The organism is Microbacterium wangyouchuni, assembly GCF_051546305.1.
Lineage (GTDB): Bacteria > Actinomycetota > Actinomycetes > Actinomycetales > Microbacteriaceae > Microbacterium.
In genome coordinates this window covers 248,354-270,788 of sequence record NZ_JBPTMA010000004.1, presented here as the reverse complement: position 1 = coordinate 270,788, position 22,435 = coordinate 248,354, and the positions used below count along the sequence as shown (strand labels likewise).

Genomic DNA, 22,435 nt, shown 5'->3' with positions numbered 1-22,435 from the left:
TAAGGAGCCACCGTGACCGACGTTCTGCCTTCAGGTTCACTCACCGACAAGGTTGCGCTCGTGACCGGTTCTTCGCGCGGCATCGGCGCGGACACTGTTCGCTATTTCGCCGAAGCAGGCGCGGACGTCGTCATCAACTTCCGCAACAAGGCACCGCGCGCTGAGAAGCTGGCCGCGCAGCTGCGTGAACTGGGTGGCCGTGCACTTGTTGTCGGCGCGGATCTTACGGATCCGGCATCCGTCAGTACCATGATTGACCAGATTAAGGCAGAATACGGTCGCCTGGATATTCTGGTGCTGAACGCCTCCGGCGGTATGGAAGCAGGAATGGCCGAGGACTATGCGCTCTCGCTCAACAGGGATGCGCAGCTCAGCGTTCTGAACACTGCACTGCCGCTGATGGGGGAGGGTTCACGCGTCGTTTTCGTAACAAGCCATCAGGCGCACTTCATCCGCACGACGCCGACCATGCCCGAGTACGAGCAGGTCGCGCTGTCGAAGCGTGCCGGCGAGGATGCGCTGCGCGAACTGATCCCTGCTCTTGAGGAGAAGGGAATCGGCTTCACGATCGTGTCCGGAGACATGATCGAGGGAACGATCACGGCCACGCTGCTCGAGCGCGCCAACCCGGGCGCCATCGCTGGTCGCCGGGAGTCGGCGGGGAAGCTTTACAACGTCTCCGAGTTTGCTGCCGAAGTTGCTCGTGCCGCTGTCGAGCCGGTGCCGGCGGACAACACGCGCCTCGTGGGCGACACGAGCGGCTTCGTCACGCAGTGACGCTGGACTCGAATGCTGCAGCGTCGGGAGTCTGACCGCGGCCGAGCGTGATCGCTCGTACGATCTGCAGAATGCCGAGGACCACCAAGGTGATTCCGAGCACCCACCACAGTGCAACGGCGGCAAGGAGCGGCGAGAAGATGACGATCACGCCAGCAGCGATGCTCAGAATCGCGTAGATGATCGTCCACGCCTTCGACCCGTCCCGGTTCAGCAGGCTGAGCGAGACGATGCCGTCGACGATCCAGCTGACACCGAGGAAGATGGCGGTGACGAGGGCGAGGGTGACGGTTGCCGCCTGCAGGTTCACATAGGCCATGATGCCCGCGACGATATAGAGGAGACCGAGCAGGATGTGGCCGACCCGAACCCAGCCGCCCTTCTTGCCCGAGAAGATGCCGAGTCCGATGTAGACCAGCCCGGCGATGATCAGGTACGACGCGATGATCGCGGTCACGATCATCGCGGTCTTGAGCGGCCACACGAGAAGCACGATTCCGGCGATCAGGGCGACGATGCCGGAAACCGCCAGCGTGACACGGATCGACTTGAACAATGAGCTGACGTCGGCAGTGGCTTCAGACATGAGAGGGAGTCCTTCGATCGAGGTCGTGCATGATGTGCTCAGCGTAGCGCTCAGCCATCGGCTATGTCAGCACCCCGTGGCAGGATCAAAGGATGCCGAGGCTGCGATCATGGTGTCGACATCTTGCTGCGCTCAACCAAGCCGCTTGAACCTCTCCGGAAGGAAGCTGATGTCCGAATCCGTCCACGTCGCCGACGCTCATGATCTGATCCGAGTTCAGGGCGCCAGAGAGAACAATCTCAAAGATGTCAGCGTCGACATACCGAAGCGGCGCCTCACTGTCTTCACCGGAGTATCGGGCTCAGGGAAGAGCTCGCTGGTCTTCGACACGATCGCGGCAGAGTCCCGCCGCATGATCGACGAGACCTACAGCGCGTTCGTCCAGGGCTTCATGCCGTCGGTGCCGCGCCCGGATGTTGACGTGCTTGAAGGATTGACGACGGCGATCATCGTGGATCAGGAGCGGCTTGGCGCGAACCCGCGCTCCACGGTGGGCACGGTCACGGATGCCAACGCGATGCTGCGGATCCTCTTCTCAAAGCTCGGGGATCCGTACATCGGCGGCCCGACGGCATTCTCGTTCAACATTCCCACCCAGAAAGCGAGCGGGGTGATGATCGGGCCCGGCGGTGAGAAGAAGATCGTCAAAGACACGATATATCTCGGTGGCATGTGTCCGCGGTGCGAGGGCAGGGGAGCGGTCTCCGACATCGACCTCGCCCAGGTCGTGGACGAGTCGAAGTCGCTAGATGAAGGCGCGATTATGGTGCCCGGCTACACGGCTGATGGATGGATGGTGAAGGCATTCTCCCAGTCGGGTTTCTACCCCGCCAACAAGGCCATCGAAGACTTCACGGAGAAGCAGCGGCATCTCTTTCTCTACGGCGAAGTCACCAAGGTCAAGGTCAGTGGCATCAACATGACCTATGAGGGGCTGATTCCGAAGATCACAAAGTCGATGCTGTCGAAAGACCTCGATGCGTTACAGCCCCATATTCGTACGTTCGTCGAGCGTGTGGCATCCTTCGCGACATGTCCCGAGTGCGATGGAACTCGTCTCACCGAAGGTGCGCGGTCGTCGAAGATCGCCGGCATCAGCATCGCGGACGCCTGCCGCATGCAAGTGACCGACCTCGCCGCATGGGTGAATGGACTCGAACTGCGCGGGGCAGGGCCGCTGCTGGACGCGCTGCGCGCGAATCTCAACTCGTTCGTGACGCTCGGGCTCGGCTACCTCAGTCTGGATCGTCCGTCCGGGACGTTGTCCGGGGGAGAGGCCCAGCGGATCAAGCTGCTACGTCATCTCGGTTCGTCGCTCACCGATGTGACGTATGTATTCGACGAGCCGACAATCGGGTTGCATCCGCATGACATCCAGCGAATGAACTCCCTGTTGTTGCAGCTACGAGACAAGGGCAACACAGTCTTGGTCGTCGAGCACAAACCCGAGACGATCGCGATCGGCGATCATGTCGTCGATCTCGGGCCGGGTGCTGGCAACCACGGCGGTGAAATCTGTTTCGAGGGCACCGTCGAAGGGCTGCGTGCCAGCGGCACATTGACCGGACACCATCTGGATGATCGATCTACGTTGAAGGATGCGGTCCGCACCGGTAACGGGAAGATCGAGGTGCGCGGCGCGTCGACGAACAACCTGCAGAATGTCGACGTTGACATTCCCACTGGCGTGCTCACGGTGATCACCGGGGTGGCCGGTTCCGGCAAGAGCTCGCTCATTCACGGTTCGGTCTCGAAGCGTGACGGCGTCGTGGCTATCGATCAGAGTTCGATCAAGGGATCCAGGCGCAGCAACCCGGCCACCTACACGGGAATGCTGGAGCCGATTCGTAAGGCTTTCGCAAAGGCGAACGGTGTCAAACCCGCGCTCTTCAGTGCTAACTCGGAGGGCGCTTGTCCCTCATGTAAAGGTGCGGGTGTGATCATCACCGAGCTCGGGTTCATGGACACGATCGAGACGCCGTGTGAGGACTGCGGGGGCAAGCGGTTCCAGGCTGGCGTGCTCGAGTACAAGCTCGCGGGTAAAGACATCACCGAAGTGCTGGATCTGCCGGTCTCGGAAGCGTTGGGATTTTTTGCGGAGGGGGAGGCGAAGATTCCGGCCGCAGTAAAGATTCTGCAGCGACTCAACGATGTCGGCCTCGGGTATCTGTCGCTCGGCCAGCCGCTGTCAACGTTGTCCGGCGGTGAACGACAACGCGTGCGGCTTGCCATTCAGATGGCGGAGGACGGTGACGTTTACGTGCTTGACGAACCGACCACCGGTCTGCATCTCGCGGATGTCGACACGATTCTTGGAGTCCTCGATCGTCTGGTGGATGCTGGAAAGACTGTGATCGTGATCGAACATCACCAGGCAGTCATGGCACATGCTGACTGGCTCATCGATGTCGGCCCCGGCGCGGGCCACGAGGGGGGAACGATCGTTTTCGAGGGCACACCAGCAGATCTGGTCGCCCAGAAATCGACCCTGACCGGCGAGCACCTCGCGGCTTATGTCGGTGAGTGACGGCCCGAAACAATCCGAGATAGACGCTCGGATCCAGGCTTACTATGGTGGCATTTTTGACGAGAACGCCCGCCTTTCGACGCGCTCCGCTCAGGGGCCGCTGGAATTTCAACGAACACAGGCGCTGATCGCGGCGACCGTTCACCCTGATGCGCGAATTCTTGATATCGGCGGGGGAGCGGGCGCACACGCCGTCGCTCTACAAGCAGCCGGTCATGCCGTGACGCTTGTCGATCCCGTTCCCCAGCACGTCACAGCAGCGCAGACCGCGGGTGTAACGGCATCGATTGCTGATGCTCGCGAGCTGCCCTTCCCCGATGAATCGTTCGACGCCACGCTCATGCTCGGCCCGCTGTACCATCTGGCTGATGCTGCGGATCGAGCGCTTGCGCTGCAGGAAGCAATGCGCGTCACGCGCCCGGGCGGTAGCGTTTTCGCTGGTGCAATTTCGCGGTATATCGCGTTTGGGCAGGTGTTTCTTACGCGCGAACGGGAATCGGGGGATTCCGACGAATGGATCGCATTGCTGCAGGATGGCCGGCCGTCGCCGCGGATGCGGTTTCCGGCTGGACACTTCCACACGGCCGAAGGGCTGGCACAAGAAATCGCAACCGCCGGATTCGTGGACGTCACTGTTCATGGAGTCGAAGGGCCCGCCGGGATGCTTCTAGAACAGCTGTCAGCTGACACCGACCCCGAGACACGGGCGGCCGCGGCACACCTGGCGTCTGTCGCGTCAGCGATGCCCGGCATCCGCGACTTCAGCGGCCATCTACTCGCCGTCGGACGCGTGCATGGGTGATCGCGTGCAGTTGGTGTACGCACGTAATGGGGAGTGGGCCGCACGTTACACGGCGATCGCTGCTCGCATCGCTGATGTCCTGCCTGACGCAGAGATCAGGCACATCGGGTCAACGGCGGTTGCGGGATTCGAGTCCAAAGATGTGGTCGATGTGCTCGTCGGCGTGCACGCTGCGGCCGTCTCGGAGGCCGCGAACGTGCTGAGCGCGTCAGGTTTTGATCTCGAAGGTGAACGCAGCGAGCACGCGTGGTTGAGTTCACCGGATCGGCAAGATCGATCAGCGATCATTCATGTCGTCGTTTTTCTCGGTGAGCAATGGCGTAGACGCCTGGCTTTCCGTGACCTTCTGCGTCGAGATCCGGCCGCACGACGACGTTATCTGGCGGTCAAGCGTGCTGCGGCTGCAGCAACGAACAACTGGGGTGACTACACGGCCAGAAAAGCGTCTGTGGTGAGCGACCTTCTGAATGAAGTTGGACCCGCGAATGAACGCCGATAATGCACATTATGTCAGGTAAAAGCGACATCGTCTGTTGCGAGACTCGCAATGCTCTCCTCTCCTGACCGAGCCCCGCGTACGCAGCAAAGTACGATCGTTGGCACGCGGTTCTTTGGGAGGGAAAGCATGTTCACCGGTCTCAGCGCATTCCCGCTCACCCCATTTCGTGATGACACCTTCGACGAGGCGGCCTATGCGGGCCTGATTCGCCGGCTGGTAGCTGCTGAAGTGGACTCGATCACGGCGTTGGGCTCTACCGGCTCGTACATGTATCTGAGCCGTGATGAGCGCGCGCGGGTCGCCCGAGCAACGGTACAACTCGCTGAGGGCGTTCCCGTCATGGTTGGCATCGGTGCTCTGCGCACTTCCCTCGTCCAGCGCCTTGCTGACGACGCCCAAGAGGCAGGTGCGTCCGCGGTCTTGTTGGCCCCGGTCACGTATCAGAGCCTCGGGGACGATGAGGTGTTCGCACTCTTCGACGACGTCAGCGCGGACCTATCGGTGCCGCTGGTTGTGTACGACAACCCCGGCACCACGCACGTGAGATTCTCTGAGGACCTATACGCCAGTGTGGCCGCGCTCCCCCACGTAGCATCCATCAAAATCCCTGGCGTTCCCCACGATTCTGCGGCCGCAGCATTGCGGGTTTCCGGCATTCGCGACCACATCCCGGAAACCGTGACCATCGGGGTGTCCGGAGATGCCTCGGCCGCGATGGGACTGAACGCCGGGTGCGACGCGTGGTACTCCGCGATCGGCGGCACGCTGCCCGTCCTCGCGCAACGGATCACCCGTGCAGCGCGTATCGGAGAGGCCGCCGATGCACGCGCAGCGTCAGCACGGCTGCAGCCGCTCTGGGCATTGTTCGCCGAGTACGGCAGTCTCCGCGTTATAGCGGCAGTTGCGGAACATCTGGGCCTGGTGGCCGCCGGCTGCCTCCCCCGGCCCGTTCTCGGGCTCAGCGATAATAGCCGCGCTCAGGTAATCAAGGTCGTCGCCGAGCTCCAGCTACGCGACTAACGCGCGTGCGTACAGGTGCATAAACACGGCCCCTCCCCTGACCGGCCGCGCGAGGATCGCTGTACGGCGTTGATAGGCTCTCCCCCGATGACAACGCCTGCTGTAGACGCGATCGAAGCCGCTGCAAGATGGACCTCTTCACAGATCAAGGAATGGTCGCCGAGGTGGCGGGAGAACCTGACCGGGTGGTTGGAACCAAGCCTCACGCTCGTGGGAGATGCCGAATGGGGCGGGCAGTTCCGCGACATGGTTCAGCTTCCGATCCAGGATCCGCTGGCGTGGGCGAACAGGCGAGTTGAGCTGGCGGATGGCCATTGGGCGATCGTAGGCATTCGGTTCCGTGGGCAAGACATCGAGAAGCCCTTCGTGGACGTCCTTGCGACATCTCTGGCGCCGAATCCAGAAGGGATCGCGGCGCTCAGTGCAGTTTTGCCGCACTTCGATGATTTTTCACCCCTCTGCTTCCGTGTGAATCTGCCTTCCCTTGACGAACGATTCTTGGCGCTTGCAGATACTGCCGTGGATGCTGGGCACGCGACATCGGATCTCCTGATCGTCGCGCGACCGGTGGTGGAGATGCTTGATCAGCCGCTCGCGCAGCGGTACGACGATGTCACACTCGAAAGGTGTGACCCTGAACGAGCAGCGCAACGTGTCGCCGCTGTCTACGCAGAGCTCACCCCGTCGCGACCTCAGCTCCATCAATGGGCTACACCAGCCGATGTCGACGCGCTAGCGGATGCTGCTGAAGAAGGCCTCCTCTTCGACATCTTGGTCGGCCGCACCTCAGCGGGTATCGTCGCTGCGGCACGTGAAGATGCCTACGGATTCACTGGTTTTTGTATGCAGGAGATCGTGATCGACTCAGCACATCGCGGACAGCGGATAGGCATCGCTGCGCTGCAACGGCTGTGCAGGAAGGTTCCTGCGAACCCTAACGATCTGCTGTGGGGCCACATCCACCCCGACAACGTCCCATCGCTGCGCAATGCGCAGGAAAGCGGACGAAAGGTCGTGACCGCTCACGTATGGGTCACGCCGAGTGGGTACTCGGGAATGCCTGGATAACGAGGGCGCTCGCCGGCTAACGCCGCGTAGCGGTGCCCGGCGATCTGCGGATCGCAATTCGCATCCTCACCAAAAGTGATCTACTGTTCTTAATCACATGAACAGTTGGGAGTGCGATGCGCGTTGTGGTGTCGACGGCCTCCGCTACGCCGATCTACGAGCAGATCAGGAGGCAGGTGCGCTCATCGATCCTTTCGGGTGAGGTGCAGCCAGGACAGACTCTGCCGTCACTGCGGCAGCTCGCCGCAGACCTCCGTGTGAGCGTCATCACCGTTACCCGCGCCTACAACGACCTCGCTGCGGAGGGACTCGTGCACAGTGAGCATGGTCGCGGCTTTGTGGTCTTGGAAGTCGAGCCCGGTATCGCAACCGCGGCGCTACGCGTCCGGGTTGATGACGCGCTGCGCGAGGTCGTGATCGCCGCTCGACAAGCCCGATTGAGTCTGACCGACATCCACAACCACCTCGATGAGATCTGGAGGAAAGATGACTGATTACGTGGCGAAGATCACGGACCTGCACGTACGACGGCCCACATTCGAGGTCGACGGTGTCTCACTCACACTTTCTCGCGGCACCGTCGTCGGCCTTGTTGGCCCTAACGGGGCTGGAAAGACCACGGTCATTCGCGCCCTGCTCGGCCTGCTGATTCCCGAATCGGGTGGGGTAGAAGTTTTCGGGCGTCCTGCGGGCGCATCGCACGCGCTCGCGCGCACCGGCATCGTCCTCGATCAGCCGACCGCCGCCCCGGAGTGGCGCGTGAGTTCACTCGGGCGACGTCTCGCACCGTTCTACCCAGGGTGGAACAGCGATCGGTTCAGCGAGTTGCTCGATCGGCTTTCGGTGTCGTCGGGTCAGCGCGTAGGTGACCTGTCGCGAGGGCAAGGCGTGAAGTTGTCGTTAGCCGTGGCGCTCGCGCAGTCTCCTGAGTTACTGATCCTCGACGAGCCGTCCAGCGGCCTCGATCCAGCCAGCCGCCGAATCATCGGGGACCTCATCCGAGAGTTCATGCTCGACCCATCCCACGCGGTGTTGTTTTCGACCCACATCACTACAGATCTCGACAGCCTCGCCGACGAGCTCGTCGTCCTCGTCGATGGTCAGATCGCCTATCAGGGTGCGCTCCTCGACGCCGCTGAGGAGTTCGCGATGGCTCGCGGTTCCGGCACCACCCCCGCCGGCCCGCTCATCGGGCTGGAGCGTGCGGGCGAGCAATGGTCCGCGCTGATCCGCCTGTCCGACTCTGCGGCATTCGGCCAAGAGGTGATCATCGATTCGGCAAGCATCGACGACATCGTTATCCACCTTGCGTCTCAGCGGCGGGAGGTCACCGCATGATCGCCGCATTCACCCGACTGGACCTGTCCTCTTGGTTCCCTCGCACGCAGACCGCCCTCACCTTGCTCTTCGTTGTCGTTGTGGGCGTGCTCCTTCCCGTTCCCGGCATGGCGATCGTCGCAGCCGCTCTGGTCACCTCATTGATGGTGTCGGCCCCGTTCCTCGGCGATGAGCGGGGGCGCTTGGACACTCTCTACGGAGTGCTGCCGGTTTCCCGCAGCACCGTTGTGATCGGACGCACGCTGTCGATCATCGCCTACTACCTCGTGGCAGCAGTGTTGGCGACAGCCGTCACCGTCGTCAGCGCGATAGTGCGGGGTGGGCAGATCGAGACCAAACTGCTTCTCATCGCCCACACCGTCGCGCTGGCGTTCGTCGGGCTGTCGATGGCGCTGCAGCTCCCGGTTCTCTTCCGTATCGGGTACACGCGGGGTCGGCTGATGGCTTACACCCCAGCGTTCGCCGTAGCGGGCATTGCCTGGCTTCTGCAGACGACAGGCGCACTGGTTCCAGTTCAGCAGGCCTTCGAACGAGTCCCCGTCGCGGCGATCTGCGGAGCCGGCGCGTTGATCGGCATCCTCGGAATCATCTGCGCGGTCATCATCTCCGCACGGCTCTATCGCACCCGGGAGCTGTGACGGGCGCGCAACCCCCGTCTTGGGCTGCAGCAATCTAGAATCGGCGGTGTGAACGATCTACCGGATTCCTCCGTGCCGTGCGTATTTTGCGAAATCATTGCGGGAAGCGTTCAGTGCGCCGTGGTGATGGAGGATGCGACAACGTTTGCCTTCATGGATACTGATCCCGGGTCGGACGGCCACTTGCTGGTGGTCCCGAAGAAACATAGTGCCGACCTGACGGATATCTCCGCCGAGGATCTCACAGCCACAATTCTGACTGCCCAGCGCATCGCGAAGAAAGTACTATCCGAGCTCGGCGCTGACGGGGTCAATCTGCTCAACTGTTGCGGCATCGAAGCTTGGCAGACAGTCTTCCACTTCCACCTGCATGTGATCCCGCGCTATCGCGACAGAAGTAAGGACCGCATGGAACTTCCGTTCGAACCAGGCATCCCTGTCGGCCCTACTGCACTCGCCGAATACGCCAAAGTTCTGGCGGCCGCGCTCTAATACCGCCGTCCATTCCATTTCCCTGGCATCCGCGCGCGCGGAAGCACGCTGAGTAGAGTCGCTAGGTCAGGCAGTATTGACGCATGAACGATGGAACACGGACGACTGATCAGGACTACGTCCGCGTACAGGCTCGCTATCGCGGTCGCCTCGGTGTCGAGGTCGGCATCTTCGTCGCCGTTGATCACCTGCGCCGTGCCGCGGTTCTCAGCCCCGATGAAGAAGATCAGTACTTCGACATCGACGACTGGTTCCAGACGCACTTGCCCAATCCCCCGTTCTACGAAGACGGGAACTCGATCGAGGCTGTCACCTGGTTCAAGACACCGATCCCGGCAGCCATGTCCGAACGGATCGACGTTCTATGCCGGATCCTGACCGCACACAGCGTGCCTCACGATGTGGTGACGACGAACGATCCTGGTCCACTCATCTACGAAGACGAGTTCCAAGTGGGAATCATTCCGCGCGTACGCCACGAGCAGACTGCGATGCCGGAAGGGCTGAAGCTCGGGCCGACCAGCGCCGGCACGAAGCGTCAGTTCGCACAACCCGTGACGAGGGCTTGAAGATGTCTGACATCGCCCGCATCAGCGCAGCCGCGCGCACCGCAGGACTGCGAATTGCCGTGGCAGAATCTCTCACCTCGGGGCAACTCGCCAACACGGTAGGTGCCGGCGAGAAAGCGGGCGAATGGTTCGCCGGTGGAATCGTCGCTTACCTCCGCGATGTCAAGGAGAAACTCCTCGGAGTAACGCCCGGCATCGACCTCTGCTCTGCACAGTGCGCGGAGGAACTGGCACGCGGTGCCGCTACCGTTCTCAACGCGGACGTCTGCGTATCCACCACCGGCGTCGGTGGTCCGGACCCCGAGGACGGACACCAGCCGGGGACGGTATACATTGGCTGGGCCGCGCGCGGGACCGTCGGGCACCTGCGTCTGGCGTTGCCCGGTGATCCCCCAGCAGTCCTGGATGCCACGGTCGAAGCAGCCCTCCGGGTGCTCGTTGCACGGGTGGAGCGACTCGCACAGTAGCGTGGACAGGTGACCGTTTCCTCGACGCCTCTGCACTCCACGCCCGGCTGGCGAGGATGGCTCATATGGTCTGTGGGTGTAGCCGCTTATATGCTGGCGGTCGCGAACCGCACTTCACTGGGCGCCGTCGGAGTTGACGCCGCAAACCGGTTCCATGCCGACGCGTCGACACTCTCGCTGTTCGCTGTCGTGCAGCTCGCTGTCTACGGTGGGATGCAGATCCCCATTGGTGTGCTGCTGGACAAGTACGGTGCGCGGCCGATGATCACGATAGGGATGGTCCTTATGGCGGCGGGGCAACTCGTCATGGCCCTCTCCCCCAGCATCGGCATCGCGATCCTCGCTCGCATTCTTCTCGGTGCGGGTGATGCGGCCGTCTTTCCTGCAGTACTCCGGCTCGTGGCAACATGGTTCCCCGCCCAGCGCGGCCCAGTCATGGTGCAGTTCACCGGAATCATCGGGCAGGCCGGTCAGCTGATCGCACTGGTCCCGCTGGCTGCGCTCTTGCATGCCACAACCTGGACGATCACCTTCGGGAGCATCGCGGGCCTGGGCATGCTTTTCGCAGTTCTTGTCTTCGTCATCGTCCGCAATCGCCCGCCGGAACAGATCGCGGATGTCTCAGTGAACACCGACACCGGTGTTGTGCGGGTAGTGACCTCTACAGTCGACACGGGCGTCGGCATCCGCGCCGCCTGGGCACACCCGGGCACCCGACTCGCATTCTGGTCGCACTTCACGACCCCGTTCGCTGGAACGGCGTTCGTGTTGCTCTGGGGTATGCCGTTCCTGACGGCCGGAGAAGGGCTGTCGGACACCGCCGCAGCCGGTCTCATCTCGATATATGTCGTTTCGGGAATGTTGCTGGGACCTCTGATCGGAACCCTCTCCCAGCGTTTGCCGAACCAACGTTCCTTGGCGTTGGTCCTCCCCGCTGTCAGCATCCAGTTCCTGGCATGGATCGCGGTAATCGCCCAGCCGGGGCCAGCGCCGCTCTGGTTGCTTTATGTATTGGCCGTTGCTCTGGCAACGGGCGGCCCTGCGTCGATGATCGCTTTCGATCATGCCCGCACACACAATCCGTCACACCGGCTGAGCACAGCAACAGGCCTCACGAACGCCGGCGGCTTCATCGCGGCGCTGCTGGCAGTGTTCCTCATCGGACTCGCACTCGACCTTCAAGGGGCAGGCAGCCCCGAGACCTACTCCCTGAGCGCCTTCCGCGTGGCATTTCTCACGCAGGTACCGGTCTGGCTTCTTGGCGCAACCTTCATAGTTGTTGAACGGCGCCGGACTCGCGTGCGGATGGGTATCGCACCCAAGACCCGCCGGACTCGATAGTCAGTACGCGCCAGGGTCGTCCGCGCGGGTGGACTTCCGCGTGACCTGCTCCCCCGCGGCGGGGGCAATCGTGCGCGTTACGGTTTCTGACCTGCGGCGTCGAGCCATCAGGACCAAGCCCACAATGAACACGACGACGCCTGCCCCCATCAGGATGTACCCGATCAAGTCGAGGTCCGCCCACTCAACCTGGATGTTGATAGCGAAAGTGAGAATTGCGCCGATCACGAAGAGGACGACGCCAGTTCCGATGCTCATATTCATACCTTTCGGCCGAGGGTGCCGAGCGCGATCGCGTCAACACCACCACCAGTATGCCGCGCGTTGTGTAGCCGCACCATAGGGGTTGACACGGAACGGGTTCACCCGCGTCGAGGGGTCCATCCCATCGGTAGCGGACCGGATGCAGCCGCGCGCTCGCGATCCACCGCTGCTGACCAGCCCTGAGCGGAATTCGTAGAGTCGAACCCGCCTCGGGCCAACCGCATCCCCACGTCTTCATGGTGCATACGTGGCGCTCCCCCGCGCCGTACCGAAGCGCGTACGTTCCACGCGTCGTCAGCGTAGCCACCGCCGCGAAAGACCCGGTAGTCGTCATACCGCGCCGGATCAAGCAGATCCCAACACCATTCCCACACGTTGCCGAGCGTGTCGAACAGCCCGTTCAAATTCGGCATCTTGCCGCCGACATGCTGCGGATGCGGCACGCCATCTGCGCTGGTCCAGGCAATGTCGGCGAGCAGACCGTAGTGAGGTCCGCTTGAGCCCGCCCGGCACGCGTACTCCCACTCAGCCTCGGTCGGCAGGCGATACCCGTCACTGTCAACGTGCCAGGTCACCTCTTCGCCGTCGAAGGTATAGGCAGAATCCAGACCTTCCCATTCGGATGCTGCGTTGCAGAAGCGAATGGCGCGCAACCAGCTCACGTCCGCAGCCGGACGACGGGGATGACGAGAAGCGATGCCGAGAACCTCTGCCATCTGCTCCTGCGTCACCGCGTACATTCCGATCTCAAACGGTTCCAGCTGCACGGTGCGCTGAGTCTTGCGCCGCGCGTCCTTGAGGAGCACCGACCCGGCCGGAATCCGCGCCATCTCGAAGTCGCTCATTGTGCCGCCGAGGAGCGTGGTTCGACATCCATCCGGATGGCGAAGATACGCATGAAGTACTGGCAGAGCGGTCCAACCAGGAGCGCGAAGGCGAGGGTGCCGAAGCCAACATTCCCGCCCAAACTCCAGCCGATCAGCACCACAGTCACTTCCAATCCGGTCCTGACCGCCCAGATCGGCCACCCCGTTCGCGCGTGCAGCCCGGTCATGAGGCCGTCTCGGGGCCCAGGGCCGAAATGCGCGCCGATATACAGCCCGGTTGCGACGGAGAGTACGACCAGCCCGATGATGAAGAATCCGATACGCAGCCAGAGCGGCTGCCCGGTCGGAATCAGCAACAGCCCGATGTCTGCGGATGGGCCGACGAGGAGCGCGTTCAGCAAGGTCCCGATACCGTAACGCTGCCGCAACGGCAGCCAGAACAGCAGAACGACGATGCTCACGAAAATCGTGATCACCCCGAATGTCAGCGGTATGTGTCTTGCGATCCCTTGGGACAGGACGTCCCAGGGAGCAGCGCCGACCTCGCCCCGCAGCATGAACGCGATGCCGACGCCGTAGAGGAACAGTCCGATCAGCAGCTGCGCAGAGCGTCGTGGCAGACGGCGGCCACGAACACGGATCACTGGGGCGACCGTTCCACCCACGTCGGATACTTCGCCTGGCGCCCATCACCCGAGGATTTGCGCGTGAGCCGCCGCTTCACCCACGGTCCCACATGCTGCCGGTAATAGGCCATCCCCGCTGGACCGGCAATGGCAGCGGCGCTCGGTGACCACCACTCGGCCGGCGGCTCATACCCCAGGGCGTGCAACACGCGAGCCGCAACCCGGTGATGGCCAGCGGAATTCATGTGCAGCCGGTCCTCTGACCAGTAGGGCGCCGTTGACAGTTCGCGGTCGGGCCAGTTGAGCGCACGAACGACGTCCGGACGGTTTGCCACGCGTCGGAGCACAGCGGCAGACAGTTCGTCACCGCGCCGCTGGATGAGGGAGCCGAGCGGAAGTTGCCCTGCCGGATTGGCGCCGGAAAGCAGGATGAGCGTCACCCCGTGGTCATCACAGCGACGAAGCACGCGCGAGAACGTATCCGCGATGTGCTCGGGATCGGAGCGAGGCCGGAGCATATCGTTTCCGCCGCCGTTGAATGAGAGATGGGTCGGGTTCAACGCCAGAGCCGGCTCCAGCTGCTCCTCGAGGATCGGCCAAGCAAGCTTTCCGCGAATGGCGAGATTGGCGTACTGGATCGAGTGTCCGGCAGCATCCGCCCATCCCTGGGCGGCGATGTCAGCCCAGCCACGCACTCGTCCATCGGGCAATTCATCGCCGACGCCCTCGCTGAAAGAGTCGCCGATCGCCACAAATCTCACACCAGTCACTGCCCCAGCCTATGCCGGGTCGGCCCCCAACAGCCTCACCGATCATCCAACGACTGGCCACGCTTGTCGACGAGCCCCCACGCCGCCACCGCGGCGACGATGAAGAACGCAGCGAACACGACGAAGAGAAGCTCCACTCCCCCAGCGACGAGCAAAACCGGAACCAGCACCGGCGCGATGATAGAGGCGATCCGTCCGACGCCGGCGGCCCACCCTGATCCGGTGGCGCGCACCGACGTCGGGTAGATCTCCGGTGTCACCGCATACAGCGCGCCCCAGGCACCGAGATTGAAGAAGGACAAGGCCATTCCGGTGCCGATGATCGCGGCATCCCCCGTGGCACTGCCGAACAGCACTGCCGAGGCAGCCGAGCCGACGAGGAAGACCGAAAGCGTCACCCGGCGTCCCCACACCTCAATCAGCCACGCCGCCACCGCGTACCCCGGCAGCTGCGCGAGTGTGATGAGCAGAGTGAATCCGAAGGATCGCACCAGATCGTATCCGGCATCCACGAGGATGCTGGGGATCCAGATGAATGCGCCGTAGTAGGCAAAGTTCACGCAGAACCAGACCAGCCAGAGGCACAACGTACGGACGCGGAACTCGCTCGCCCACAGCGTGCTCAGCCGCGAGGCAGTCGTCAGAGCCGGGCGAGACGGAGCGGCGGGAGGCGTGGCGGGTGCGCTGACGATATCGGCATCCGCTTCGAATCGGGAAACGATCCGCTCTGCCTCGGCCAGGCGCCCACGTGAGGCTAGCCAGCGCGGTGACTCCGGGAGTCCCCAGCGAATGACGAGGGCGTACACCGCAGGAATCGCGCCGAGCGCGAACGCCCATCGCCAGCCGTCATCGGATGCCGGGATTACGAAGTACCCGATCAGCGCTGCAGCCGTCCAGCCGACCGCCCAGAACGCTTCGAGGATAACGATCAGCCGCCCACGGATGCGTGCCGGGGCGAACTCGCTGACGTAGGTGGATGCGACGGGAAGCTCGGCTCCCAAACCCAAACCCACGAGGAATCGAAGTGCCAGCAGAACCGTGATGCCGCCGGCCAGCGCGCTGGCCCCGGTCGCTATGCCGTAGACCAACAGCGTCAGTGCGAATACCTGTCGCCGACCGAAGCGGTCAGCCAACAAACCGCCCAGGCTCGCGCCCAGAGCCATGCCGATGAATCCGACCGACGCGATCCAGCCGCTTTCGGCCTTGCTGAGGTCCCACTGCTGTGCGAGCGCTGCCAGGATGAACGAGATGAGTCCGACGTCCATCGCGTCCAATGCCCAGCCCACCCCCGAACCGGTGAGCAACCGGCCGTGTCGACGGGTGAAAGGCAGTTGATCGAGCCTGGCCGCCAGCGAAGACCGGCTCGGAACGACATCGGTCATGACAGCAGCTCCCGTACGCGCGGGATGACCTCGGTGCCGTACAGCTCGATGCTCCGCATCATCTGCTCATGCCCGAGTGTTCCGGTCGCGTACTTGAGATCGAACCTGCTGATCCCGAGGGTGCGGACAGTGTCGGCGATCTTCTGCGCCACCCGTTCTGGAGAGCCGGAGTAGATCGCTCCCGCAGGCCCGACATCGTTCTGGAATCGAGCGCGGCTGTACTCGGGCCACCCGCGTTCGCGGCCGATGGTGTTGTTCATCGCTTCGAACCCCGCGTAGGCGCCATCCCACGCTTCCTCATCGCTGTCCGCGATATGCCCGGGAGAGTGCACGGCGATGGGATGCTCCGGTGTGCCGAACGCCGCAATCGAGCGGTGATACAGCTCGACGAACGGCTTGAACCGTACCGCCGGTCCGCCGATGATTGCCAGCATGAGTCCCAGACCGTGCCGCGCGACGCGGACGACTGATTCGGGGCTGCCCCCGACGCCGACCCACGTGCGCAGCCCGTTCTCGGTCTTGGGGAACACGTCTGCGTTGTCGAGCGAGGCGCGCATCGTTCCCGACCACGTCACAGGCTTCTCCTTGAGTAGCTCAACGAACAGCTCGAGCTTCTCTTCGAACAGCGCTTCGTAGTCGCGCAGGTCGTATCCGAACAGCGGGAACGACTCGGTGAAGGACCCCCGTCCAAGCACCACCTCGGCGCGGCCGTTCGAAACGGCATCTAACGTCGCGAAGCGTTCATAAACGCGCACGGGATCATCGGAGGAGAGCACAGTGACAGCGGTTCCGAGTCGGATTCGCTCCGTACGCGACGCGATCGCCGCCAACACCATTTCCGGTGCGGATACGGCAAACTCGGCGCGGTGGTGCTCACCGACTCCGAAGAAGTCCACGCCGACGCGGTCCGCGAGCTCGGCCTGCGCCACGATGTTGCGTATAGTCTCTGCTCCGGTGAGCAGGGTGCCATCAGCTGAGCGCGTGATGTCGCCGAAGGTGTCGAGACCGAACTCGAGGGCCATCTTTCCTACTTCTGGAGGAGGGCTGCGCGCAGCGTGTCTAGACCGACGCCACCGAGATCAAGGGCGCGCTTGTGGAAGTCCTTGATGTTGAAAGCGTCGCCCTGCCGCGCTTGGTAGCCGTCGCGCACCTGTTCCCAAATGCGCTGGCCGACCTTGTACGACGGAGCCTGGCCCGGCCAGCCCAGGTACCGATTGACCTCGAACTGGACGAACTCGTCCGACATGTTCACGTTCTGGCGCATGAAATTCAGTGCGTAATCAGCGTCCCAGGTCCCCGTGCCCTCCAGGCGGGGCTTGCCGAGGTGCACTCCGATATCGAGCACGACACGGGCCGCGCGCATGCGCTGTCCGTCCAGCATGCCGAGCCGGTCGGCCGGGTCATCGAGATAACCCAGCTGCTGCATCAGACGCTCGGCGTAAAGCGCCCAGCCTTCCGCATGCCCTGACGTGCCAGCCAGGAGCCGCCGCCAGGAGTTCAGCTCGGCGCGGTTGTAAACCGCCTGTCCGATCTGCAGGTGGTGCCCTGGAATCCCCTCGTGGTAGACGGTGGTGAGCTCGCGCCAGGTGTCGAACTCGGTCACGCCCTCCGGCACCGACCACCACATGCGACCGGGACGTGAGAAATCGTCGGTGGGACCGGTGTAATAGATTCCGCCCTCTTGCGTGGGGGCGATCATGCACTCGAGCGTGCGAATCTCCTCCGGAATGTCGAAGTGCGTTGCACCGAGCTCGGCTACGGCGCGGTCGCTGGTTTCCTGCATCCACCGCTGCAGCGCATCGGTACCGATGAGCTTGCGGGACTGATCAGCCTCGAGGTGCGCTACCGCTTCTTCGACGGTGGATCCCGGCAGGATCTCGTTCGCGATCGCCGTCTGCTCCGCGATCATGCGAGCAAGCTCGTCGCGACCCCACTCATACGTCTCGTCGAGGTCGATCTCGGCTCCGAGGAAGCGGCGAGAGTGCAGCGAGTAGAGTTCCCGGCCGACAGCGTCGACATCGGATGCTGCCGGTGCCAGTGTGTCCGTCAGGAATCTACGCAGCTCGTCGTAGGCGGTGCGGGCGGCATTCGCGCCCGTGGCAAGATCTGCAGCGAGCGACGTCGGAATCTCGCCCCCGTCTAGAGCTGCGCCAGCAACGAAGTCGGTGAAGAAGCCATCTGCGGCGGTGTAGCGGACGATCTGATCGGCGACTTCGCGCACCTGTCGCTGCGACGGTACGACCCCCCGGGCGATGCCCTCGGCCAGGGTGGCGGCGTAACCTTCCAGCGCGCCCGGCACCGCAGCCATACGTTTGGCGATCACCGACCAGTCTTCGGCTGTCGCTGTCGGCATCAGGTCGTACACCTGCCGGATGTCCTGCACGGCCGAGGCGATCACATTCAGATCCCGCAGGTGCCACTGCGCCTCGTGGAACTCGAGCTCGAGCCGTAGTTCACTCGTCAGATCGGTTTGCGTGACCTCATCCACGGCGTCGACAGGGGCAGCCGCCTGTAACGCCGCGAGTGTCTTGGTCGCCTCTGCCGCATATTGCTGCTGCCCGTCGGGGCTGAGGTCACCGTAACGGGCGTTGACATCGTTTCGACCGATGTACGTGCCCAGCGTCGGGGCCAGCGTTACGAGAGTATCCACCCAATCTTCGGCGATCTGATCGATCGCAGTGGGTGTGCGAGGGGTAGTCGTCATGCCCTCAGCGTAGCGCCGCCACGGTCTCTCGCGGCTTAGTGCGCGGCCTCGTTCCAGTCACGACCGCGACCGACCTGCACATCAAGCGGCACAGTAAGGCTCGCGGCATCCGCCATTCGCGCACGAACGATCTGCTCGGTTGCATCCCACTCCCCTGGCGCCACCTCGACCACGAGCTCATCATGAATCTGCAGGAGCACACGCGAACGCATCTGTGCACGCCGCAGGTCATCATGAATCTCCACCAGTGCGATCTTCATGATGTCGGCGGCACTGCCCTGGATCGGTGCGTTGAGCGCGGCTCGCTCGGCGTTCTCACGCAGCACACGGTTGGGGCTGTTCAAGTCAGGGAACGGGCGACGACGACCGAAGATCGTCTCGGTGTAACCGTCTTCCTTCGCCTTCAGAACCGACGCGCGCAGATAGTCGCGCACCGCACCGAAACGAGCGAAGTACTCCATCATGAGCTTCTTCGCTTCGGACTGCTCAATACGCAACTGTTTCGACAGGCCGAAAGCGCTGAGGCCGTAGACCAGACCGTACGACATCGCCTTGACCTTGGTGCGCATCGCCGAGGTCACTTCTTCCGGCGTTACGCCGAAGACACGTGCGCCGACGAAACGGTGCAGGTCCTCTCCGGTATTGAAAGCTTCGATCAGACCCTCATCGCCGGAAAGGTGCGCCATGATGCGCATCTCGATCTGCGAATAGTCGGCGGTCAGCAGAGTCTCATAGCCTTCACCGACTTGGAACGCGCTGCGGATGCGGCGGGATTCCTCGGTGCGCACCGGGATGTTCTGCAGGTTCGGATCAGTGCTGGAGAGCCGACCGGTCTGGCTGCCTGTCTGCACATAGGTCGTGTGAACGCGGTGGTCGTCTTTGATCGCGGTGTCGAGCGACTCGATGATCTGGCGAAGTTTCGTCGCTTCTCTGTGCTGTAGCAGCAGGTCGAGGAACGGGTGCGGGTTGCTCTCTTGCAGATCGGCGAGAACCGCAGCATCCGTCGAGTACCCGGTCTTGGTCTTGCGGGTCTTCGGTAGCTGCAGATCTTCGAACAGCACCTCTTGAAGTTGCTTCGGTGAGCCCAGATTGAACTCGCGTCCGACCAGCGCGAACGCGTCGATGGCGATCGCATCGGTGCGACGAGCGAGTTCTCCGGAGAAAGTGGAGAGCACATCGTGCGAAACAGCGACGCCGGCTTCTTCCATATCGGCCAGAGCCAGGAGCGTCGGAAGCTCGATGTCGGTGAGAACGGATGCCACAGGTTCAGGCAGGTCGTCGCGCAAAGCTGCCGCTGTGCGCAACGTGAACCACGCCTCCTGCGCGGGCGTTGCCCCATCAGTCTCGGGGACGAGTTGCGAAGGATCAGCCACCGGGAGTTTCTCGCCCAGGTAGCGCTCGACGAGATGAGCGAGCGTCTTGTCGGGGAAGCTGGGCCGCAGCAGCCAACCTGCCAAGAGCGTGTCGTACGTCACACCACCCAGCCGGATACCTGCGCGCAGAAGCGCCTTGATCTGAGGCTTTGCGTCGTTCAGAACCGTGGGCGCGTCAGACTCGAGCCACGAGCGCAGAGCCTCGACGGTGCCTTCAGACCAGTCAGTTTCACGCAGTTCAGTGAGACTTGCAACGCCGACTCGGCTGATCTTCCCGGCGGCGACGGCGAGCGTAAGACCGAGCTCAGCTGTTTGGCTCGTGATCCATTGTGCGAGTTCGACCGCGGAGACCTCGCTGGGCGTGGGCATCTGCACTGCGGGTTCGTCGTGGGTCGGCTCATCGCCTGCTCCGACTGCGTCGAAGACTCGGGGCAGCAGGGTCCGGAACTCCAGCCGTGCGAAGATGTCGCGAACGGCTTGTGCGTCGATCGGAGCGACAGCGAGGTCGCCCGGCAGAACGGGCAGTTCGACATCTGTGAGCAGTCGGTTGAGCCTGCGGTTTCGTCGCACAGCATCCATGTGCTCGCGGAGGTTACCTCCGACGACGCCCTTGATCTCCTCTGCCCGCTCGAGCAGGTCATCCAGGGTGCCGAACTGCGTGAGCCATTTGACGGCCGTCTTCTCCCCCACCTTCGGCACGCCGGGAAGGTTGTCGCTGGTCTCGCCCACGAGAGCTGCGATGTCGGGGTACTGCTCCGGGCGCACGCCATATCGCTCCATGACTGCGGCAGGGTCGTAACGCTTAAGCTGCGAGACGCCCTGAACAGATGGATAGAGCAGGGTCACCTCATCAGTGACGAGCTGAATCGTGTCGCGGTCGCCCGAGACGACGAGGACGTCGTACCCCTCCTGAGCGCCCTGAGCCGCCAGCGTGGCGAGGATGTCATCGGCCTCGAAGCCCTCTTTCGTCAGCACCGGGATCGACATCGCCGCGAGGACGTCCTGCAGCAGCGGAACCTGACCGCGGAACTCCTGCGGAGACTCGGAGCGAGTCGCCTTGTATTCGGGGTACTCATCCGTGCGGAACGAATGCCGGGAAGTATCAAAGGCGATGGCCAGGTGAGTGGGCTTCTCGGCCTTGATGAGATTCACCAGCATCGACAAGAAGCCGTAGATGGCGTTGGTGTGCTGATTGTCCTTCGTGGTGAAGTTTTCGACCGGCAGTGCGAAGAATGCGCGATAGGCGAGCGAGTGGCCGTCAACGACCATGAGGGTAGGCTTTGCGGAGTCCGTCACACAGTAAGCCTAACGAGGACGACGGACACCCGCTGAGGAGGATCCGTGAGTGAGAGCGTCCAGATGACCGGTTTGGATTGGGCGATGCAGCGAGGCTTGGGCGCACTCGCAGACAAGATGGGGATCATCTTCACCGAGTTCACTGTCGAACGTGCGGTCGCGACGATGCCGGTTGAGGGCAACACACAACCGGTAGGACTGCTCCACGGCGGCGCCTACGTCGTGCTCGGCGAGTCTCTGGGATCGATGGCCGCGAATCTGCACGCAGGTCCCGGGCGTCTCGCCGTGGGCGTTGACATCAACGCCACCCACACGCGCTCCGCCACCACGGGAATCGTGACGGGCGTCTGCACGCCGATTCACCTCGGGCGCAGCGTCGCCGTGCACGAGATCGTCGTGACAGACGATCAGGGGCGTCGCTGCTCGACCGTCCGCATCACGAACATGATCAAGGACCTCCCCGCCTGATCACGAGGCCTCGCCACGGTCACGTATCGCGAGTAGTCGGGCGAGTTTCTCGTCGACGTCTTCGAGCTTGTTGAGTCGCCGGTCCACTCCTCCAAAACGAGCGTCGCTGATGCTGTCGGTTCGTCATCTGCTCAAAACGGCCGCGTTGCTGGAGCAGCGTTTCCCCGATTGTGATGATTTGGGCATACGCCTCCGCGGGGTCGTAACCCTGGATCGGGAGACTCTCCTCGTAGTCTTCGCTGTCCGCTGTCAACGCTCCGTCAGGATTTCAATGACGGTGTCCAGCTTGACCTCGATGCCATCGAGGCGTTTGCCGACGCCATCGAGGCGTTTGTCGACACCGTCGAAGCGCTTGTCCATGCCATCGAGGCGTTTGTCAACACCATCGAAGCGCTTGTCCATGCCATCGAAGCGTTTGTCAACACCATCGAAGCGCAAGGTATGCGCCTTGAGGATCTCGTAGAACTCTTCTGCGTCGTTCTTGTTCTGCTCGACACGACGCTGTAACTCCGCGTTGCTCATCGCCATGCACACGAGGTTACGCCTTAGCAATCACGAGAGAAACCCGGGTGCCGAGAATTGTGGAGGACCACCGATAGAA

24 protein-coding genes are annotated in these 22,435 nt (G+C 62.9%); 14 read left to right on the top strand and 10 right to left on the bottom strand.

Annotated elements, in window-relative coordinates; translation table 11 throughout:
* Positions 1-12 precede the first annotated feature (12 nt).
* Positions 13-777, top strand: a complete 765-nt coding sequence (locus ACSS7Z_RS10450) for an SDR family oxidoreductase (protein WP_438254606.1) — start codon at positions 13-15, stop codon at positions 775-777.
* Here the strand turns inward: ACSS7Z_RS10450 and ACSS7Z_RS10445 are convergent.
* Complete coding sequence (locus tag ACSS7Z_RS10445; RefSeq protein WP_438254604.1) at positions 767-1,363, bottom strand: HdeD family acid-resistance protein; 597 nt, start codon at positions 1,361-1,363, stop codon at positions 767-769. The two genes, ACSS7Z_RS10450 and ACSS7Z_RS10445, sit on opposite strands and share 11 nt — an antisense overlap.
* 169 nt (positions 1,364-1,532) lie before the next feature.
* Here ACSS7Z_RS10445 and ACSS7Z_RS10440 point away from each other — a divergent pair, with 169 nt between their 5' ends.
* The 12 genes from ACSS7Z_RS10440 (at position 1,533) to ACSS7Z_RS10385 (ending at position 12,124) form a co-directional block, all read left to right on the top strand.
* Entirely contained in the window at positions 1,533-3,890 is a 2,358-nt protein-coding gene (locus ACSS7Z_RS10440; protein WP_438254602.1) for an ATP-binding cassette domain-containing protein, read from the top strand.
* Positions 3,877-4,692, top strand: coding sequence for a class I SAM-dependent methyltransferase (locus ACSS7Z_RS10435; RefSeq protein WP_438254600.1), 816 nt, complete (start codon positions 3,877-3,879; stop codon positions 4,690-4,692). The genes ACSS7Z_RS10440 and ACSS7Z_RS10435 overlap by 14 nt, the downstream gene beginning before the upstream one ends.
* Positions 4,693-4,696: 4 nt before the next feature.
* The gene (locus ACSS7Z_RS10430; protein WP_438254599.1) at positions 4,697-5,191 is read left to right on the top strand and encodes a GrpB family protein; all 495 of its coding nucleotides are present in this window, start codon (positions 4,697-4,699) and stop codon (positions 5,189-5,191) included.
* A 126-nt stretch (positions 5,192-5,317) separates the two neighbouring features.
* Positions 5,318-6,211, top strand: a complete 894-nt coding sequence (locus ACSS7Z_RS10425) for a dihydrodipicolinate synthase family protein (RefSeq protein ID WP_438254598.1) — start codon at positions 5,318-5,320, stop codon at positions 6,209-6,211.
* 87 nt (positions 6,212-6,298) lie between these two features.
* Positions 6,299-7,279 carry a hypothetical protein gene (locus ACSS7Z_RS10420; protein ID WP_438254597.1) on the top strand — a complete coding sequence of 327 codons (981 nt, stop codon included), beginning with the start codon at positions 6,299-6,301 and terminating at the stop codon, positions 7,277-7,279.
* Positions 7,280-7,395: 116 nt separating this feature from the next.
* Complete coding sequence (locus ACSS7Z_RS10415) at positions 7,396-7,773, top strand: GntR family transcriptional regulator (RefSeq protein WP_438254596.1); 378 nt, start codon at positions 7,396-7,398, stop codon at positions 7,771-7,773.
* Positions 7,766-8,617 carry an ABC transporter ATP-binding protein gene (locus tag ACSS7Z_RS10410; protein ID WP_438254595.1) on the top strand — a complete coding sequence of 284 codons (852 nt, stop codon included), beginning with the start codon at positions 7,766-7,768 and terminating at the stop codon, positions 8,615-8,617. Before ACSS7Z_RS10415 ends, ACSS7Z_RS10410 begins: the two co-directional genes overlap by 8 nt.
* Positions 8,614-9,255: an ABC-2 transporter permease gene (locus tag ACSS7Z_RS10405; protein WP_438254593.1), complete on the top strand. Its 642-nt coding sequence runs from the start codon at positions 8,614-8,616 to the stop codon at positions 9,253-9,255. The genes ACSS7Z_RS10410 and ACSS7Z_RS10405 overlap by 4 nt, the downstream gene beginning before the upstream one ends.
* A gap of 48 nt (positions 9,256-9,303) precedes the next feature.
* The gene (locus ACSS7Z_RS10400) at positions 9,304-9,747 is read left to right on the top strand and encodes an HIT family protein (RefSeq protein WP_438254592.1); all 444 of its coding nucleotides are present in this window, start codon (positions 9,304-9,306) and stop codon (positions 9,745-9,747) included.
* A gap of 83 nt (positions 9,748-9,830) precedes the next feature.
* Positions 9,831-10,316: a hypothetical protein gene (locus ACSS7Z_RS10395; RefSeq protein WP_438254591.1), complete on the top strand. Its 486-nt coding sequence runs from the start codon at positions 9,831-9,833 to the stop codon at positions 10,314-10,316.
* Positions 10,317-10,318: 2 nt separating this feature from the next.
* Positions 10,319-10,783: a CinA family protein gene (locus tag ACSS7Z_RS10390; RefSeq protein ID WP_438254590.1), complete on the top strand. Its 465-nt coding sequence runs from the start codon at positions 10,319-10,321 to the stop codon at positions 10,781-10,783.
* Positions 10,784-10,873: 90 nt separating this feature from the next.
* Entirely contained in the window at positions 10,874-12,124 is a 1,251-nt protein-coding gene (locus ACSS7Z_RS10385; RefSeq protein WP_438254860.1) for an MFS transporter, read from the top strand.
* On the opposite strand, the gene ACSS7Z_RS10380 is transcribed toward ACSS7Z_RS10385, so the two are convergent.
* From ACSS7Z_RS10380 to polA, 8 genes are all read right to left on the bottom strand, one after another.
* Positions 12,125-12,382, bottom strand: a complete 258-nt coding sequence (locus tag ACSS7Z_RS10380) for a DUF6458 family protein (protein ID WP_438254589.1) — start codon at positions 12,380-12,382, stop codon at positions 12,125-12,127.
* A 104-nt stretch (positions 12,383-12,486) separates the two neighbouring features.
* A complete protein-coding gene (locus ACSS7Z_RS10375; protein ID WP_438254588.1) occupies positions 12,487-13,233 on the bottom strand; it encodes a formylglycine-generating enzyme family protein in 747 nt (248 codons plus the stop codon).
* The gene (gene yczE / locus ACSS7Z_RS10370; protein ID WP_438254587.1) at positions 13,230-13,859 is read right to left on the bottom strand and encodes a membrane protein YczE; all 630 of its coding nucleotides are present in this window, start codon (positions 13,857-13,859) and stop codon (positions 13,230-13,232) included. The genes ACSS7Z_RS10375 and yczE overlap by 4 nt, the downstream gene beginning before the upstream one ends.
* On the bottom strand, positions 13,856-14,602 hold the full coding sequence (locus ACSS7Z_RS10365; RefSeq protein WP_438254859.1) for an SGNH/GDSL hydrolase family protein: 747 nt from the start codon (positions 14,600-14,602) through the stop codon (positions 13,856-13,858). Before ACSS7Z_RS10365 ends, yczE begins: the two co-directional genes overlap by 4 nt.
* A gap of 44 nt (positions 14,603-14,646) precedes the next feature.
* Positions 14,647-15,993 carry an MFS transporter gene (locus ACSS7Z_RS10360; protein WP_438254586.1) on the bottom strand — a complete coding sequence of 449 codons (1,347 nt, stop codon included), beginning with the start codon at positions 15,991-15,993 and terminating at the stop codon, positions 14,647-14,649.
* Positions 15,990-17,015 (bottom strand): LLM class flavin-dependent oxidoreductase, encoded by a 1,026-nt coding sequence (locus tag ACSS7Z_RS10355; protein WP_438254585.1) that lies wholly within the window; start codon positions 17,013-17,015, stop codon positions 15,990-15,992. The genes ACSS7Z_RS10360 and ACSS7Z_RS10355 overlap by 4 nt, the downstream gene beginning before the upstream one ends.
* A 5-nt stretch (positions 17,016-17,020) precedes the next feature.
* Positions 17,021-18,697 carry a DUF885 domain-containing protein gene (locus ACSS7Z_RS10350; protein WP_438254584.1) on the bottom strand — a complete coding sequence of 559 codons (1,677 nt, stop codon included), beginning with the start codon at positions 18,695-18,697 and terminating at the stop codon, positions 17,021-17,023.
* A gap of 35 nt (positions 18,698-18,732) precedes the next feature.
* On the bottom strand, positions 18,733-21,366 hold the full coding sequence (polA, locus tag ACSS7Z_RS10345; protein WP_438254583.1) for a DNA polymerase I: 2,634 nt from the start codon (positions 21,364-21,366) through the stop codon (positions 18,733-18,735).
* Between the two features lie 63 nt (positions 21,367-21,429).
* On the opposite strand from polA, the gene ACSS7Z_RS10340 reads away from it, so the two are divergent.
* Positions 21,430-21,834: a hotdog fold thioesterase gene (locus tag ACSS7Z_RS10340; protein ID WP_438254858.1), complete on the top strand. Its 405-nt coding sequence runs from the start codon at positions 21,430-21,432 to the stop codon at positions 21,832-21,834.
* 249 nt (positions 21,835-22,083) lie between these two features.
* Here the strand turns inward: ACSS7Z_RS10340 and ACSS7Z_RS10335 are convergent, their stop codons facing one another.
* Positions 22,084-22,362 carry a hypothetical protein gene (locus ACSS7Z_RS10335; RefSeq protein WP_438254582.1) on the bottom strand — a complete coding sequence of 93 codons (279 nt, stop codon included), beginning with the start codon at positions 22,360-22,362 and terminating at the stop codon, positions 22,084-22,086.
* Between the last annotated feature and the right edge of the window lie 73 nt (positions 22,363-22,435).

Excerpts from the sequence above, each read along its gene's own strand:
- ACSS7Z_RS10335 (WP_438254582.1), bottom strand. The coding sequence starts at position 22,362 with ATGGCGATGAGCAACGCGGAGTTACAGCGTCGTGTCGAGCAGAACAAG.
- ACSS7Z_RS10425 (WP_438254598.1), top strand. The coding sequence starts at position 5,318 with ATGTTCACCGGTCTCAGCGCATTCCCGCTCACCCCATTTCGTGATGAC.
- ACSS7Z_RS10355 (WP_438254585.1), bottom strand. The coding sequence starts at position 17,015 with ATGGCCCTCGAGTTCGGTCTCGACACCTTCGGCGACATCACGCGCTCA.
- ACSS7Z_RS10420 (WP_438254597.1), top strand. The coding sequence starts at position 6,299 with ATGACAACGCCTGCTGTAGACGCGATCGAAGCCGCTGCAAGATGGACC.
- ACSS7Z_RS10405 (WP_438254593.1), top strand. The coding sequence starts at position 8,614 with ATGATCGCCGCATTCACCCGACTGGACCTGTCCTCTTGGTTCCCTCGC.
- ACSS7Z_RS10435 (WP_438254600.1), top strand. The coding sequence starts at position 3,877 with ATGTCGGTGAGTGACGGCCCGAAACAATCCGAGATAGACGCTCGGATC.
- ACSS7Z_RS10340 (WP_438254858.1), top strand. The coding sequence starts at position 21,430 with ATGACCGGTTTGGATTGGGCGATGCAGCGAGGCTTGGGCGCACTCGCA.
- ACSS7Z_RS10445 (WP_438254604.1), bottom strand. The coding sequence starts at position 1,363 with ATGTCTGAAGCCACTGCCGACGTCAGCTCATTGTTCAAGTCGATCCGT.
- ACSS7Z_RS10385 (WP_438254860.1), top strand. The coding sequence starts at position 10,874 with ATGCTGGCGGTCGCGAACCGCACTTCACTGGGCGCCGTCGGAGTTGAC.
- ACSS7Z_RS10350 (WP_438254584.1), bottom strand. The coding sequence starts at position 18,697 with ATGACGACTACCCCTCGCACACCCACTGCGATCGATCAGATCGCCGAA.
- ACSS7Z_RS10395 (WP_438254591.1), top strand. The coding sequence starts at position 9,831 with ATGAACGATGGAACACGGACGACTGATCAGGACTACGTCCGCGTACAG.
- ACSS7Z_RS10360 (WP_438254586.1), bottom strand. The coding sequence starts at position 15,993 with ATGACCGATGTCGTTCCGAGCCGGTCTTCGCTGGCGGCCAGGCTCGAT.
- ACSS7Z_RS10380 (WP_438254589.1), bottom strand. The coding sequence starts at position 12,382 with ATGAGCATCGGAACTGGCGTCGTCCTCTTCGTGATCGGCGCAATTCTC.
- ACSS7Z_RS10390 (WP_438254590.1), top strand. The coding sequence starts at position 10,319 with ATGTCTGACATCGCCCGCATCAGCGCAGCCGCGCGCACCGCAGGACTG.
- ACSS7Z_RS10415 (WP_438254596.1), top strand. The coding sequence starts at position 7,396 with ATGCGCGTTGTGGTGTCGACGGCCTCCGCTACGCCGATCTACGAGCAG.
- ACSS7Z_RS10440 (WP_438254602.1), top strand. The coding sequence starts at position 1,533 with ATGTCCGAATCCGTCCACGTCGCCGACGCTCATGATCTGATCCGAGTT.
- ACSS7Z_RS10410 (WP_438254595.1), top strand. The coding sequence starts at position 7,766 with ATGACTGATTACGTGGCGAAGATCACGGACCTGCACGTACGACGGCCC.
- ACSS7Z_RS10375 (WP_438254588.1), bottom strand. The coding sequence starts at position 13,233 with ATGAGCGACTTCGAGATGGCGCGGATTCCGGCCGGGTCGGTGCTCCTC.